Origin of the sequence: Hymenobacter lutimineralis, from assembly GCF_008271285.1 — a bacterium.
Classification (GTDB): domain Bacteria; phylum Bacteroidota; class Bacteroidia; order Cytophagales; family Hymenobacteraceae; genus Hymenobacter; species Hymenobacter lutimineralis.
On the sequence record NZ_VTHL01000031.1, the window covers coordinates 33,078 to 47,706 of the forward strand.

11 protein-coding genes and 1 tRNA gene are annotated in these 14,629 nt (G+C 57.5%); 3 read left to right on the forward strand and 9 right to left on the reverse strand.

Going from position 1 to position 14,629, the window contains the following annotated elements; all coding sequences use genetic code 11:
* The first annotated feature begins 260 nt into the window (after nucleotides 1–260).
* A complete protein-coding gene (locus FY528_RS19865) occupies nucleotides 261–1,613 on the forward strand; it encodes a D-alanyl-D-alanine carboxypeptidase/D-alanyl-D-alanine-endopeptidase (RefSeq protein WP_149072767.1) in 1,353 nt (450 codons plus the stop codon).
* On the opposite strand, the gene FY528_RS19870 is transcribed toward FY528_RS19865, so the two are convergent.
* The 4 genes from FY528_RS19870 to FY528_RS19885 all read right to left on the reverse strand — a co-directional run bounded on the left by FY528_RS19870 (nucleotide 1,610) and on the right by FY528_RS19885 (nucleotide 5,541).
* Complete coding sequence (locus FY528_RS19870; RefSeq protein WP_149072768.1) at nucleotides 1,610–2,110, reverse strand: FG-GAP repeat protein; 501 nt, start codon at nucleotides 2,108–2,110, stop codon at nucleotides 1,610–1,612. The two genes, FY528_RS19865 and FY528_RS19870, sit on opposite strands and share 4 nt — an antisense overlap.
* A 193-nt stretch (nucleotides 2,111–2,303) precedes the next feature.
* Nucleotides 2,304–4,205 (reverse strand): phosphoglycerate dehydrogenase, encoded by a 1,902-nt coding sequence (gene serA / locus FY528_RS19875; RefSeq protein ID WP_187632217.1) that lies wholly within the window; start codon nucleotides 4,203–4,205, stop codon nucleotides 2,304–2,306.
* Between the two features lie 202 nt (nucleotides 4,206–4,407).
* Complete coding sequence (gloA2, locus tag FY528_RS19880; RefSeq protein ID WP_149072769.1) at nucleotides 4,408–4,797, reverse strand: SMU1112c/YaeR family gloxylase I-like metalloprotein; 390 nt, start codon at nucleotides 4,795–4,797, stop codon at nucleotides 4,408–4,410.
* A gap of 33 nt (nucleotides 4,798–4,830) precedes the next feature.
* Nucleotides 4,831–5,541, reverse strand: coding sequence for a DUF421 domain-containing protein (locus tag FY528_RS19885; RefSeq protein ID WP_149072770.1), 711 nt, complete (start codon nucleotides 5,539–5,541; stop codon nucleotides 4,831–4,833).
* A 168-nt stretch (nucleotides 5,542–5,709) separates the two neighbouring features.
* Here FY528_RS19885 and FY528_RS19890 point away from each other — a divergent pair, with 168 nt between their 5' ends.
* Nucleotides 5,710–6,714: a transglutaminase-like domain-containing protein gene (locus FY528_RS19890; protein ID WP_262384068.1), complete on the forward strand. Its 1,005-nt coding sequence runs from the start codon at nucleotides 5,710–5,712 to the stop codon at nucleotides 6,712–6,714.
* A 79-nt stretch (nucleotides 6,715–6,793) separates the two neighbouring features.
* Here FY528_RS19890 and FY528_RS19895 read toward each other — a convergent pair whose 3' ends face one another.
* The 5 genes from FY528_RS19895 to FY528_RS19915 all read right to left on the reverse strand — a co-directional run bounded on the left by FY528_RS19895 (nucleotide 6,794) and on the right by FY528_RS19915 (nucleotide 11,922).
* A complete protein-coding gene (locus FY528_RS19895) occupies nucleotides 6,794–7,744 on the reverse strand; it encodes an aldo/keto reductase (RefSeq protein ID WP_149072771.1) in 951 nt (316 codons plus the stop codon).
* A gap of 179 nt (nucleotides 7,745–7,923) precedes the next feature.
* Complete coding sequence (clpX, locus tag FY528_RS19900) at nucleotides 7,924–9,147, reverse strand: ATP-dependent Clp protease ATP-binding subunit ClpX (protein WP_149072772.1); 1,224 nt, start codon at nucleotides 9,145–9,147, stop codon at nucleotides 7,924–7,926.
* A gap of 314 nt (nucleotides 9,148–9,461) precedes the next feature.
* A complete protein-coding gene (locus tag FY528_RS19905; protein ID WP_149072773.1) occupies nucleotides 9,462–10,169 on the reverse strand; it encodes a ClpP family protease in 708 nt (235 codons plus the stop codon).
* Nucleotides 10,170–10,347: 178 nt separating this feature from the next.
* Nucleotides 10,348–11,679 carry a trigger factor gene (gene tig, locus FY528_RS19910; protein ID WP_149072774.1) on the reverse strand — a complete coding sequence of 444 codons (1,332 nt, stop codon included), beginning with the start codon at nucleotides 11,677–11,679 and terminating at the stop codon, nucleotides 10,348–10,350.
* A gap of 161 nt (nucleotides 11,680–11,840) precedes the next feature.
* A tRNA-Leu gene (locus FY528_RS19915) sits at nucleotides 11,841–11,922 on the reverse strand.
* Nucleotides 11,923–12,179: 257 nt separating this feature from the next.
* On the opposite strand from FY528_RS19915, the gene FY528_RS19920 reads away from it, so the two are divergent.
* On the forward strand, nucleotides 12,180–14,387 hold the full coding sequence (locus FY528_RS19920; protein ID WP_149072775.1) for a RelA/SpoT family protein: 2,208 nt from the start codon (nucleotides 12,180–12,182) through the stop codon (nucleotides 14,385–14,387).
* Nucleotides 14,388–14,629: the final 242 nt, after the last annotated feature.

Below are 14,629 nucleotides of genomic sequence, written 5' to 3' on the forward strand. Positions count from 1 at the left end.
ACTGTAGCAGCAGGGTAGGGGAGTAGGGGAAGTAGCTACTGCAGCAGCAACCGCTAGGCTTCAGACAATGCTGTTATAGTCTTTACAGCAAGTGATGCTGTGCTTTTGAAATTATTTTGCTTCTTAACTAGCTGATATACAGTTATAATAACTAGTATTGCCAAATGAATACTTAACATTATATTAAAGTAACGCTTTAATTAGGCGTGCTGAATGCACAAACAGCCAGCGCCTAAGCTTATAAACGTGCGCACTCTGCCATGAGCCGCCTGACCCTACTGATCCTGTTCTTATTGGGCATTACCTGTAGTCTAGCCAGGGCTTCTGGTGACGAAAACGCCGAGGCCGAGGTGGCCTTGCGGCGCGGTCCGCACTGGCTGCACAAGCTCATCAGCCGCTCGCCGGTACTGCAGCAGCACCACGTAGGCGTGAGCCTGGTGGATGTAGCCACAGGGGAGCGGGTATACCAATTCAACGAGGAAGATTACTTCGTGCCGGCCAGTACCATGAAGCTGTTCAGCTTCTACGCGGGCTTGCACCTACTACCCGATTCCTTGCCTAGCCTGCGCTACGTGGTGCGCCACGACTCCCTTATCTTCTGGGGCACCGGCGACCCTACCCTGCTCCACGGCGACGTGCCCTCTAGCCGGGCTTTTCGGTTCCTGAAAAGCCGCCCCGAAAAGCTGTTCTACATGCCCATTCCCTGCGTGGATACTTTTGGGCCGGGCTGGAGCTGGGACGACTACAACTACTACTACCAGCCGGAGCGTGGGCCTTTTCCCATCTACGGCAACACCGTGCGCTTCTACGCCCGAGCCGGCCAGAGCCGCCCCCGCGTGCTGCCGGCCGTGTTTACGGCCAGTGTGGAGCCAGCCCCGGCCCAATACCTCAACAGCACCGACCACGTGCGGCGGGCCGTGCTGGAAAACCGCTTTTTTGTGCTGCCCAGCCAGAAGAACTGGATTGACGAAACGCCCTTCCGTACCAGCACTGGCCTGCTGACCTCGCTCCTGCAGGATACCCTGCGCAAAGCCGTGGGTCAGTTGCCCTGGCAGCCAAGCGTGGTTGGAGCTGACCTGCAAACCGTAAATGGCCTGCGCGTGGACTCCCTGTACCGACGCATGCTGCGGGTATCCGACAACTTTCTGGCCGAGCAGCTGCTGCTGATGTGCTCTACGCGCCTGGGCGCTGATTCTCTGAGCACGGAGCGGGTTATCCGCCAAGTGCAGCGCCAACTCCTCACGGATCTACCCGACACGCTACGCTGGGTGGATGGCTCCGGGTTGTCGCGCCTGAACCTGACTACGCCCCGCACCCTCACGGCCCTGCTCCTAAAGCTGCACCGCGAAGTACCTGAAAAGCGCTTGTTCGACCTACTAGCCGCGGGCGGGCGCCAAGGCACCCTGCGCCGCCGCTACCGCGACCCGCGCGGCCTCTGGCTTTGGGGCAAAACCGGCACCCTCACCAACATCCATAACCTGACGGGCTACCTGCGCACCCGCAAGGGCCGCGTGCTGGCCTTCAGCTTCCTGAACAACAACATCCCCGGCGACGATACCGCCGTGCGCAACGAAATGGAGCGAATCCTGACCCAGGTGCGGGACCGGCTCTAGCAACTCTGGTACAGCCAGCGGTAGCGGGTGCCCGTCCAATAGAGGACGCCGCCTTTTTCTCCGTCTGAAAACTCAATGGCCGGGTAGCGTAAGGTAATAGGACGCTCCCGCAGCGTTTCCTGCTTGTCCAGGTATACCTCGTACGTCTCCTGCTTGGTGAAAAGCCGCCACTGATTAGCCCAGGCTAAGTTTCCTTTCGGAAGTTCATCAGCCGGGTTACTGGTGGTGCCAATGATAAACGGCGTCGGCAGGCCCTGGTGAAAGATAATAACGCCTTGGCTGCCGGTAGTGCGCCGAGCCGCGGGTATGGCTATATCCACCTTTCCGTCGCCGTTGAAGTCAGCCTGTAGGAACGCACCGTGCAGGTAGTTGCGGCGGCTGGACGTTTGCTCAAGCTTTTGCTGCTGCCACTGAGCTTGCGCCCATGCGGGTAAGGCCGTGTGTGGCGGCTTAGCAATCAGTAGAGGCAGGCTGAGAAGCAGGATGGCGGGTGCCACAGGAAGGAATGGCGAGATAGAAGGTAGTATATCAAATCAGAAGCGTCATTCCGAGCGCAGCCGAGGAATCTTGCTTGATGTTGTCTTAATGGCATTACACCATCAGCACGCAAGATTCCTCGGCTGCGCTCGGAATGACGTTCTTCTTTCTAAGACCCCAAGACCCCAAGACCCCAAGACCCCAAGACCGCCATTAGTACAGTACCCGGAACTTGATGGTGTGCTCCACTTTGCGCAGCTCGCCGATTACTTCCTGCTCGTATTCTTTGTCGATGTCGGTGATAACGTAGCCGATGTGCTCGTTGGTTTTCAGGTACTGGCCGAGGATGTTCACGTGGTGCTGGGCCAGCACATTGTTGATGCGGGCCAGCACGCCGGGCACGTTGTGGTGAATGTGGATGAGGCGGTGGGCCTGCTGCTCGGGCAGCTGGATGTTGGGGAAGTTGACGCTCTGCTGGGTGTTGCCAGTATTCACGTACTGCATGATGCGCTCCGGCACAAACTCGGCAATGTTGCGCTGAGCCTCGGCCGTACTGCCCCCGATGTGGGGCGTGAGCAGCACGTTGGGCAGGCCGCGCAGCTCGCTCTCGAAACTTTCCTGGTTGGTTTTGGGCTCGTAGGGGAATACGTCCACGGCAGCCCCGCCCAGGTGACCCGAGCGCAGCACGGCCGCCAAAGCCGGCACATCTACCACGTGGCCGCGGCTGTTGTTGAGCAGCAGGGCGCCGGGCTTCATCAACGCCAGTTCGGCGGCCCCGATGAGGTTGGTGTTGGCGGGGCGGCCGTCCACGTGCAGGGTCACAATATCGGCCTGCTGAAGCAGCTCCTGCAGGGTGCGCACCTTCACGGCGTTGCCGAGCTGTAGCTTTTCGGCCACGTCGTAGTAGAGCACCTGCATGCCCACCGCCTCGGCTACCACCGAAAGCTGGGAGCCAATGTTGCCGTAGCCGATGATGCCCAGCTTCTTGCCCCGGATTTCAAATGAGCCCCCGGCCGACTTGTCCCACGTTCCCTGGTGCATCTTGGGGTTCTTCTCCGGAATGCGGCGGGCCAGCATAATGATTTCGCCCAGGGCCAGTTCCACCACCGAGCGAGTGTTTGAGAAGGGGGCGTTGAACACAGCCACGCCTTTTTTCATGCAGCCCGCCAGGTCAATCTGGTTGGTGCCGATGCAGAACGCGCCAATGCTGATAAGGCGGTTGGCGGCGTCGAGCACGCGTTGGGTTACCTGAGTTTTCGAGCGGATGCCCAGAATGCTTACGCCCTCAATCTGCTGAATCAGCTCTTCCTCGTCGAGGCCGCCGGGCACGGTGTCTACCTGGTAGCCTTCCTGGCGGAACAGCTCGGCAGCGCGCGGATCGGGGTTTTCGAGGAGCAGGACTCTGATGCGGTTTTTGGGGTACGAGAGGGTCATCGGAAGCTTGTTCTGGTAAAGAAATTCGTCGAAGGAAGGAAGCACCTCATCAGCGCGGGCTACTACGGCCTCGCGGTGCACGTTTTCGGTGAAGGCGTAGAAGCGGTTGGCCAGACCGGCCTCCCGAATCTGGTAGTCGGTGTATCCGTCGCCGAGGGCGTACACGTCACCGTCGAGGTCGAGCTGACGCAGCTGCAGGATTTTACCTCCGTCGCGGCTGAGCACGTTTTCCGTGTCGAAGCCCGTGATGCGGCCGTCGGCATCGAAGGTGAAGGTGTTGGCCAGCACGTGGTCGGCGTCGATGCCAAACTCGGCCACAACCGGCTCGATGAACTCGCGGAAGCCACTGCTTACGATGTACACCCGCCCCGGAAACTGCTCGAAGAAGCCGCGGTTGCGCCGGATGCTCTCCGAAACTTTGCCTTTCAGCCGCTCGACCAGCAGGTCAATATGCTCGCGCCGGGCCGGCAGCAAAGCCAGCCGCTGCTTCAGGGACTCCGAGAAGTTCAGCTCCCCGCTCATGCCCCGGTCGGTAAGAGCACGAATGGCACCAACTACTTCCTGGCGGTTAGGCTGGCCCGCAAGGGCTATGTCGGCTAGCTCGTCCAGGCCTTCTACTTGGGTAAACGTGCTATCAAAGTCGATGATCAGGTAGGGCAGCGTCGAATCAGGTCTGGGCATAATGCCGGCAAGGTAGAACGCAACCAGCAAATGCGGGCAAGCCTGCCACGGCGCGTTCTACGATTTCAAACGGAAAAATAGCCTCAGGCTTGCCGCCTCACCAGTAACGTAGCCAGCTGCAGCGTGGATAGTAAGCGGCGAGCCTGCGTCGTTGCCGGGGCCGCTCCTGAAACCTTCGTGCCAACAGAAGCGAGCCGCCCGGTTACGTCTCATAAAACTCCAGCGGCAGACCGTCGGGGTCCTGAATAAAGGTGAAGCGCCGGCCGGTAAACTCATCTATGCGCACGGGCTCGGCTACTACGCCGTGGGACGCCAAGTGCTGCACGGTAGCTTCTATATCCGCTACGGCAAAGGCCAGATGCCGTAAGCCGGCCGCTTCGGGGTGGGAAAGGCGCGCCGGCGTTTCAGGAAAGGAAAACAGCTCGATGATGTACTGGCTGCCCAAAGCCAGATCCAGCTTCCAGGATTCCCGCTCAGCCCGGTATACTTCCCGCAAGACGCGCAAGCCAAGCACCTCGGTGTAGAAGTGTTTGGACCGACCATAATCAGAGCCGATAATGGCAATGTGGTGAACGTGGAGCAATGGCACCATAAGCAAATAAGTGCAGGCTAGGAAAGCGGGAAATTACGCTATCCGCGGGTCGTCACAGGCAGGAATCCAGGTTTCGTGCTGGCATACGGCGCACTGGGCAAGGCTGCCTTTGGCTAGTTCCTGCACGTGTCCGCACTGGCAGCAGGCATGCTTGCCGGCTTCCTCGGCGCGGCGACGTACCTGCTGCAGCCGCTCCGGCCAGATAGACAAGCCGGGGCGCACATCATCGTCGGCAAAGTAAAAAACGCTGACGTTGCCGGTGGCTTCAATATAAGCCCGGCGCACTTGCCCCAGGTGCTCTACCTGGAGCTGGCGTAGCTCCCCGAAAAGCTCTTTCTGCGTCAGGTTCTGCTTCTGGAAGTTTGGAAGGTTGATTTCGCCGTTTTCTACCAGCAGCACCGGGGCGCCCTCCAGCCAGTCAGAAAAAGCGGGGAACTTCTCGGTAAGCCGGTTAAACAGCAAGTATAGGGCTGAAACCACGCCGAAGACCACGACCGTATGCAGCAGCGGCGTGTCGTGGTAAAGCATGGCGTCCCCCGCGGCCGAGCCCAGCGCCAGGATAATGCTTAGCTCAAAAATGGAAAGCTGCCGCACGCCCCGGCGCCCCGTTACACGCAGGGCCGCCAGTATGAGTAGGTAGACAATCAGGCAGCGCAGCCCTACTTCCAGCAGAAACAGGGGAGGCGCTTCCTCGGAAAATAAGATGCGCTGCCAATCGAATGGGTGAACGGAAGGAGAGGCCATAAGCAGCAATAAGGCGGAAAGCGGGAATAGCGTAAAACTATGCTAACGTAGCAGGTAGGGTTACTGTTGAGTTACAGAAGGCTGCCGCGGCTGTGAAGCTTGGATGGCCGTACCTTTGCGCGGTCGATGCCACTGTACTTCAGCGGCCGGCCCCGTTTCCATTTTCTTATGCATTCACTTTGCTTTCAGTGGCGCGGCCTGCTCGCGGCGCTGCTTTGGTTGATGACCCTCCCGCAGCTTACTACCGCTCAGTCGACGGCGCGTGCGCGCACCTTTATTTTCGAGTACCAAGCTACCGTTCCCATTGCGCCAGCCAAAACCCGGCAGGTAGATCTATGGCTGCCCGTAGCGCACTCCGATGCCGCCCAAGATGTGCAGATCCTGCAGATTGACGCACCCGGCAAGCATAAAGCGACGGCAGGTCAGCATGGTAATCAGCTCTTACACTTGCGTCTGCGCCAGCCCAAAGCGCCCACCACGGTGCTGGTGCGCTACCAGGTGACACGCCGGGAACACCGGGCACCTCAGCCAGCCAAAGGCCGGATACCCATGCAAGACCCTGACTCGGCCCGCTGGCTGGCCCCCGACCGCCTCGTGCCCCTCGACGACCAGATCCGCCGCTGGGCCCGGGAAGTGGTAAGCGAGGCCCGCGCCGAAACGCCCCTCGAGCAGGCCCGGGCTGTCTACAACCATGTGGTGGCCACCGTCAAGTACGACAAAACCGGCCAGGGCTGGGGCCGCGGCGACATTTACTACGCCTGCGACGCCCGTCACGGCAACTGCACCGATTTTCATGCCCTGTTTATCGGCTACTGCCGTGCCCTGGGTATTCCAGCCCGCTTCAGCATCGGCTTTCCGCTTCCGCCAGAGCGCGGCACGGGTGAGGTAAAAGGCTACCACTGCTGGGCGGAGTTCTACACTCCCCAAACCGGCTGGGTGCCTATCGATGCCTCCGAAGCCGCCAAGAACCCGGACCGCCGGGAGTACTACTTCGGGGCGCACGATGAAAACCGCGTGGAATTCACCCGCGGCCGCGACCTTACCCTCGAACCCGCTCAGCAGGCTCTGCCGCTTAACTATTTCATCTATCCCTACGCCGAAGCCGATGGCAAGCCGCTAGAGGGCGTGCAGCATTCCTTCCGCTATCAGGATGTGCTGGCCGATGAGCTATAATGAGCCTAGCTAGCAGCAGAAAAAGCCCGTCATGCCAAGCAAAAAGCAAAGCATGACGGGCTTTTTTCGCCTTCGTTATTTACTCGCCGGCTTGATTAAGGGTCCGTACGTCTTCGGCAGTCAATGTCAAATCGGTGGCGCGGAGCAGCTCCGTAACCTGCTCAGGGCTGGTGGCGCTGGCAATGGGAGCCGTAAGGCCAGGCTGGGCCATAATCCAAGCCAAAGCTACCTGGGCGGGAGTGGCCTGCAGGCGGTCTGCTACCTCATCCAGAGCCTTGAGGATACGCAGGCCTTTTTCGTTCAGGTACTTCTGGCCAACGCCGCCCCCGCGCGGACTTTTCTGCAAATCGGCTTCGGAGCGGTACTTGCCGGTAAGGAAGCCGGCCGCCAGCCCGTAGTAGGGAATGATGCCGATGTGCTGCTCCTGCAGCAAAGGCAGCAGGTCCCGCTCAAACTCGGCGCGGTCGTAGAGGTTGTAAAGCGGCTGCAGGCTCTCGTAGTGCGGGAAACCGTGCTGCTTGCTGGCTTCGAGGGATTCGCGCAGACGGGCGGCCGAGAAGTTAGAAGCGCCAATAGCGCGCACCTTACCTTCTTTCACCAACTGGGCGTACGCTTCCAGGGTTTCTTCCACTGGCGTGGTCGGGTCGTCGCGGTGCGACTGGTACAGGTCGATGTAGTCGGTTTGTAGGCGCTTGAGGGAGCCTTCCACGGCACGCAGGATGTAGTCCTTCTTTAGGCCCTTGTTTTCGGGGTTTACTTCCCAGCCTACTTTGGTCGCAATGACCACGTCGTCGCGGCGGCCGCGCTGTTTCAGCCACTTGCCAATGATGGTTTCGGATTCCCCGCCCACGTGGCCGGGTACCCACACCGAGTAGCCATCGGCGGTATCGATGGCGTTGCCGCCCCCCGCTACAAAAGTGTCAAGAATACGGAAGGAGGTGGCTTCATCGGCCGTCCAGCCGAAGACGTTGCCGCCCAGCATGAGCGGGGTAATATGCAGGCCCGAGCGGCCCAGTTCGCGGTGTTGCATGGTTTCTACAGCAGATAGGTTGCGTAATCTGTCCTAAACTGCCAGAAGAAGCATAAGGTTATTGCTACTGACAAAGGGGAAAGCAAAAGAAAGCCTACGTACTATGCTTAGGCTTATCAAACAAGCAGGCCCTGAAATAGCTATTCCAGGGCCTGCTTGTAGAGGTTGTAGGAGAAGACTTACGCTGCCCGCAATTGCTTCAGCGGAGAGCTTTCGAACTTGCTGCGGGCATATTCCTCGTCGATGATGAGCTCCTGTGCGCCTTCTTCGGAGGGCATGTCAAACATGGCGTCCGTCATGATGCTTTCGCAGATGCTGCGCAAGCCGCGGGCACCCAGGCGGTACTCGTCGGCTTTCACCACAATGTACTCCAAGGCACCCTCCGAGAAGGACAGCCGAATGTCTTCCATCTCAAACAGGCGCTGATACTGCTTTACAATCGAGTTCTTGGGCTCGGTGAGAATCTTGCGCAGGGTAGCGTGGTCGAGCGGGTTGAGGTGGGTGAGTACCGGCAGACGGCCGATGAGCTCGGGGATAAGGCCGAACTGCTTCAGGTCCATGGCCGTCACGTAGCGCAGGAAGTTCTGCGTGTCAATCTTTTCTTCCAGCTGGGTCTTGGCAAAACCCATGGGCTTGGTGTTGAGCCGGCTCTTGATGATGCGCTCAATGCCTACGAACGCGCCACCGCAGATAAAGAGGATGTTTTCGGTGTTTACCGTAATCATCTTCTGCTCGGGGTGCTTGCGGCCACCGTGCGGGGGCACGTTCACAGTAGTGCCTTCCAGCAGCTTCAGCATGGCCTGCTGCACGCCTTCGCCGCTCACATCGCGCGTGATGCTGGGGTTGTCGCTTTTGCGGGCAATCTTGTCGATTTCGTCGATGTAGACGATGCCACGCTCAGCCGCTTCCACGTTATAGTCGGCGGCTTGTAGCAGGCGCGTGAGGATGCTTTCCACGTCTTCGCCCACGTAGCCGGCCTCCGTGAGTACGGTGGCATCAGCAATGCAGAAAGGCACTTGCAGGATGTTGGCCAGCATGCGCGTGAGGAAGGTTTTGCCCGTGCCGGTTTCGCCCACCATGATGATGTTCGACTTCTCAATCACCACATCGTCCTTCTGCGGTTTCTGCATCAGGCGCTTGTAGTGGTTGTACACGGCCACCGACATCACCTTCTTGGCTTCGTCCTGGCCCACCACGTACTGATCGAGGTACTCCTTCATCTCGCGAGGCTTCACGAGGTTGAACTTGGGGGTCTTCGAACTCGAGCGAATCTTGTTTTCCTCGTTGAGGATTTGCTGGGCCTGGCCCACGCACCGCTCGCAGATGTGGGCATTGATGCCCGAAATCATCACGGTAACGTCTTTTTTGCTCTTGCCGCAGAAGGAGCACGTAATATCTGCCATGGATAGAAGACTCTCGAAAAAGGGGAGGGGTTGCCAGGCAATAGCCCGGCAGCTCGCAAAGGTACGAAAAGGCCAACGCCCCGCGCACGGGAAAAAGTGCCAATGGCGGAGGTTCCTACTTTAACACGGGAAAGCCCACTACTGATTTTCAGATCAATAGCGGGCTTTTTCGCAGGTGCCAGATGATATTCTTGTCATTCCGAGCGAAGGCGGGGAATCTCGCTGAAGTGGTAACTTAAATTACCACACAACATCAGCACGCAAGATTCCTCGACTGTGCTCGGAATGACGTTCTACTGGAAAAGAAAAGTAGCTTAGGCGGTTTTCTTTTCGAGCACTTCGTCAATCAGGCCATACTCTTTGGCCTCATCGGCGCGCATCCAGTAGTCACGCTCCGAGTTGTCGTGGATTTCCTGGTACGACTTGCCGCTGTGCTTGGCCAGAATGTCATATAGCTCCTTTTTCAGCTTCAGAATCTCACGGGCCGTGATTTCAATGTCTGTCGACTGGCCTTGAGCCCCGCCCGAAGGCTGGTGAATCATGACGCGGGCGTGGGGCAGAGCAGAGCGCTTGTCTTTGGCGCCGCCAGCCAGCAGTACTGCGCCCATGGAGGCAGCTAGGCCGGTGCAGATAGTCGCCACATCGGGGTTCACGTACTGCATGGTGTCGTAAATACCGAGACCGGCATATACCGAACCACCGGGCGAGTTGATGTAGAGCAGAATGTCCTTCTTGGCATCAGCCGACTCCAGGAACAGCAGCTGGGCCGTAATGATGTTGGCAATATAGTCGTCGACGGCCGTACCCAGGAACACGATGCGGTCCATAATCAGGCGCGAAAACACGTCAATTTCGGCAAAGCGCGTGGGGCGCTCCTCAATCACGGAACGCGTCATGCCCGTGGGCAGCATCATCCCGGAGCGCACCTGGCCTTCCACGTGCTGCAGGTATTGATCAACGCCCAGGCCGCTCAGGCCCTGGCCTTTCACGGCAAACTTGCGGAACTCTTGTTTATTCAGCATGGAGGGAGAAAAATGTTAGAAGTTAGATCTGAGAACTTAGAAAGAAGAATACAGAACTGAGAATCAAAATGCCGAACAAGCTAGGTTCTCACCTCTATCTTCTCAGTTCTAAACACAAAAAAGCCCCAACGGCAAGTAAGGGCTTTTTTGTTGGTTTGGAAACCGGGCAAGCTAGCGGTTAACTGGCTGCCTGATTGCGGAAGTCCTCGGCCGAAATCGGAGTATCGTTAACAACAATTTTGCCGCGCAGGTTTTCGAGTACTTTCTCTGCCAGAATGGCTTCATACTCCTGGATGTAGTTCTTGCCGTTCTCCTGCTTGAGGTAGTTGTCGGCAAAGCCGCGCACCGATTCGCGCATCTCTTCGCTTACCTCAGGCAGGTTAAACTGGCCCATGATCTTCTCAATGGTGCGGTCCACGATTTCATCGTTCGACACCTTTAAGCCTTGCTCCTCAACTACTTTATTGCGGATCATCGACCACTTCAGCTCCTTTACATAGTCGTCGTAGTGCTCTTCTACCTGCTCAGCGGTCAGCTTGCCTTCGTTGGCGCGCACCAGCCACTTCTTGAAGAACTCCGTCGGCACTTTGATTTCGGTGGCGTCTACCACTTTGTCAATGATCTGCCGATTAATCAGGTTGTCAGCCTCGCGGTCGTAGTTGTCCTGTACCGTCGAGCGGATTTTAGCGTCAAACTCTTCCTTCGACGATACGGCATCTTTGCCAAACACCTTGTCGAACAGTTCTTGGTTGTGCTCGGCGTGGGCGGTGCGGGTAATTTTCTCCACGGCCAGCGTGTAGTCGCCGCTTACTTTGGCGGCTTCGTCCTTGCTCAGGCCCGAGAAGTTGGCAATGGCCGAAGCGTCGCCATCAAACGCCTTGCTCAGGTCGAAGGTCAGCGTGTCGTTGGCTTTCACGCCCACAAACTGCTCGGCGCCATTCTTTACTTTGTTGGTGGGTAGCAGCACGGTGCGGCCTTCGCCTTCCTCGTCGGCCTTCTTCAGCTTGCCAAACAGGTAGTCGCCCGCTTCGGAGGTTTCGGGGTTGGTGGTTTCGCCAAACTGGCGGCCAATCTGCTCGTAGGTTTCGTTCAGCGTGTTTTCGTCGAGCTCTACCTGGTGGCGGTCCACGGAAATAGCCTGGTCGGCGGGCAGTTCGAAGTCGGGCAGCAGGCCCAGCTCAAACTGGAATTCGTAGTCTTTCTGGGTATCAAAGTTTACATCGGAAGGCACGGGCAGCGGCTCGCCCAGGATCTTCACGTTGTTTTCCTTGATGTAGCCATCCACGGCTTTGCTGAGCAGGGCGTTGATTTCATCAACCAGAATGCCTTTGCCGTACATCTTGCGCACCAGGGTGGTGGGCACTTTGCCCGGGCGGAACCCTTTGATCTGCGCTTTCTTGCTATATTCCTTCAGCTTGCTTTCTACGGCCGGGCTGTAGTCGGCTTCGGCCAGCTTTACTGTCAGGATGGCACTCAGCTGGTCGTCGTTTTTGTCGAGGGTAATATCCAAAACGGGTCGTCGGTTAGGAAGTAAAGAAAAGGTAGCGTTGGGGCTGCCAGCCAAAAGGCGCCCGAACACTTACGTGGCGGACGCCCGGGAAAAATAAACCCCCAACCGTTGGGTTGAGGGCGAAAGGGAACGGTTCGGGTACTACAGCTTAAACCAATATGTGCGGATGGAGGGACTCGAACCCACACGCCTTGCGGCACCAGATCCTAAGTCTGGCACGTCTACCAATTTCGCCACATCCGCCTGAAGGCCGTTTGCCTCGGGGGCGCAAAGCTACAAAAGGCAATGAGATTTTCAAATTGCTGAGCAAAAACCGCCTGAAAGATGTTAGCTGGTCGTCGACGGCGTGGAGTAAGGAAGGTTTCGGGCCATTGAACGGGCGTATTCGGCGGTTAGCGGCGAATCGGGGGCTTTCTGTCGGGCGGCACCGCAAACCCAGCGCCGGCTTCGTACTTTCGTAGTATCCGTACTTTTCCAGCCTCTGGTAGGCTGGCGCACCCATGGCAACTCACATCGACCCCGAGGTAGAACGCAACGAAATCCTGCGCCACTACCGCCGTCTGCTCCGCACCGCTAAGCCCTTCCTGCAGGGCAACGATGCCAAGCTCATCAAAAAAGCCTTCAACACGTCGTTGGAGGCCCACAAGGAGATGCGCCGTAAGTCGGGCGAGCCGTACATTCTGCACCCGCTAGCGGTGGCTCAGATTGTGGTGGAGGAAATCGGCTTGGGTACCACGGGCATTGTGGCCGCACTGCTGCACGATGTGGTGGAGGACACGCCCTGGGAGGTGGCCGACGTAGAGCGCGAGTTCGGCCAGAAGGTGGCCCGCATCGTGGATGGGCTTACCAAGATTTCGGGCGTTTTTGAGTACGGCACCTCCGAGCAGGCCGAGAACTTCCGCAAAATGCTGTTCACGCTCTCCGAGGATGTGCGCGTGATTCTCATCAAGCTGGCCGACCGCCTGCACAACATGCGCACGCTCGACTCGATGCCGCGCCACAAGCAGCTCAAGATTGCCTCGGAAACCATTTACCTCTACGCTCCGCTGGCGCACCGCTTGGGCCTCTACGCCATTAAGAGCGAGCTGGAAGATCTTTATCTGAAGTATACCGACACCGAGATATATAAGGAGTTGGTGAACAAGGTTCGCCAGAGCCGTAGCGCCCGCAACCGCTTTATCAAGGAGTTCGTCACGCCTATCGACGAAGAGCTGCAGGTGCAGGGCTTTGACTACGAAATCAAGGGCCGCCCCAAAAGCATCTATTCAATCCTGAAGAAGATGCGCAAGCAGAATATCACCTTTGAGGAGGTGTACGACCTGTTTGCAATTCGTATCATTCTGGATGTGCCCTACGAACAGGAGAAGGCAGCCTGCTGGCAGGTGTACTCTATCGTTACAGACTTCTACCAGCCCAATCCCGACCGCCTGCGCGACTGGGTAAGCACGCCTAAAGCCAATGGCTACGAAAGTTTGCACACCACCGTGATGTCGCGGGCCGGACAATGGGTGGAAGTGCAGATCCGGTCCCGCCGCATGGACGACATTGCCGAGAAAGGCTACGCGGCGCACTGGAAATACAAGGACTCGGGAACCAGCCCCGCGGAGTCCAGCCTCGAAGCCTGGATCAATAAAGTGCGCGAGATGCTCGAAACCAATAACTCCAGTGCCCTGGAGTTTATGGATGAGTTCCGCCAGAACTTATTCGTGAAGGAAGTATATGCCTTCACCCCCAAAGGCAAGCTGGTCATACTACCGGATAAGTCGACGGCCCTGGATTTCGCCTTCGAAATTCACTCCCAGATTGGCCTACAGTGCCTCGGCGCCAAGGTAAACCAGAAGCTGGAGCCGCTCAGCTACCAGCTCCGCAATGGCGACCAGGTGGAAATCCTGACCTCGCAGAAGCAGCGGCCTACCGAGGAATGGCTCAACTACGTCATCACGTCCAAAGCCCGAGGCCGCATCCGCGAGTATCTGCGCGACGACAAGCGCACAAAAGCCGAAGATGGCCGCTACCTGGTGGAGAAAAGGCTTGAGCTCCTGGGAGTAGAGTTTTCGCCCGACAATGTAAACCGGCTGCTGGCGCACTTTAATGTGTACAACCCCCAGGATTTCTATTACCGGCTAGCTATTGGGCAGATTGACGGCCGCGAAATCAAGGAAAGTATCTTCGACCCGGCCAACGAGCCGCCGAAAATGCCCTCCATGCTCGAGCCCAAAGCTTTCGACCATGAAGTGCAAAAAATCCGGGGGGTGAATGCCAACATGCTGGTGATAGGGGAGCAGACCGAGAAGTTCGACTACACCATTGCGCCGTGTTGTAACCCCATTCCCGGCGACGATGTATTCGGTTTCGAAACCGAAAACGGCATTGTCATTCACCGCACTTCCTGCCCGAAAGGCGTAGATCTGATGTCGAACTACGGCAACCGCATTGTGCGGGCCAAGTGGACGGATCAGTTGGAGCTAGCTTTCCTGGCCGGCCTGCGCATTAAAGGTTCGGATAGAGTAGGGCTGGTAAATGACGTGACCCGCATCATTTCCAACGCTCTCAAGGTGAACATGCGCTCTATCACCATTGATTCAAACGACGGTATGTTCGAAGGTCAGATCATGGTGTTCGTCAACGACACCGACCACCTGAACAAACTAATTCAGCGCCTATCGAAGGTAAACGGCGTTCTGCAGGTGGAACGATTCGCCTCGTAGCACAAAAAAGTATATAGCGCACAAAGTGGTACACATGTACGTGGTAGACTTGCTTTGCTGAATTGCCAAAACCTGTACAAGCAGATAAGCCATTGGGTACCTACCTTTGTTACTCCTTATATCCTATGTTCGCATTGCCCTTTACCTTGGGTTGCTGAGAAGGAAGAAGGCGGAGTAAGATTCTTCCTTATATCAGGCGTTCGAGCCTGCCTAATATGACAATCCCCGCCTTCTTCTAGGGT

Bases quoted from the DNA above. Each gene is read 5' to 3' on its own strand.
- FY528_RS19905 (WP_149072773.1), bottom strand. From the start codon at position 10,169: ATGCTGAATAAACAAGAGTTCCGCAAGTTTGCCGTGAAAGGCCAGGGC.
- serA (WP_187632217.1), bottom strand. From the start codon at position 4,205: ATGCCCAGACCTGATTCGACGCTGCCCTACCTGATCATCGACTTTGAT.
- FY528_RS19865 (WP_149072767.1), top strand. From the start codon at position 261: ATGAGCCGCCTGACCCTACTGATCCTGTTCTTATTGGGCATTACCTGT.
- FY528_RS19885 (WP_149072770.1), bottom strand. From the start codon at position 5,541: ATGGCCTCTCCTTCCGTTCACCCATTCGATTGGCAGCGCATCTTATTT.
- FY528_RS19890 (WP_262384068.1), top strand. From the start codon at position 5,710: ATGCATTCACTTTGCTTTCAGTGGCGCGGCCTGCTCGCGGCGCTGCTT.
- FY528_RS19920 (WP_149072775.1), top strand. From the start codon at position 12,180: ATGGCAACTCACATCGACCCCGAGGTAGAACGCAACGAAATCCTGCGC.
- gloA2 (WP_149072769.1), bottom strand. From the start codon at position 4,797: ATGGTGCCATTGCTCCACGTTCACCACATTGCCATTATCGGCTCTGAT.
- clpX (WP_149072772.1), bottom strand. From the start codon at position 9,147: ATGGCAGATATTACGTGCTCCTTCTGCGGCAAGAGCAAAAAAGACGTT.
- FY528_RS19895 (WP_149072771.1), bottom strand. From the start codon at position 7,744: ATGCAACACCGCGAACTGGGCCGCTCGGGCCTGCATATTACCCCGCTC.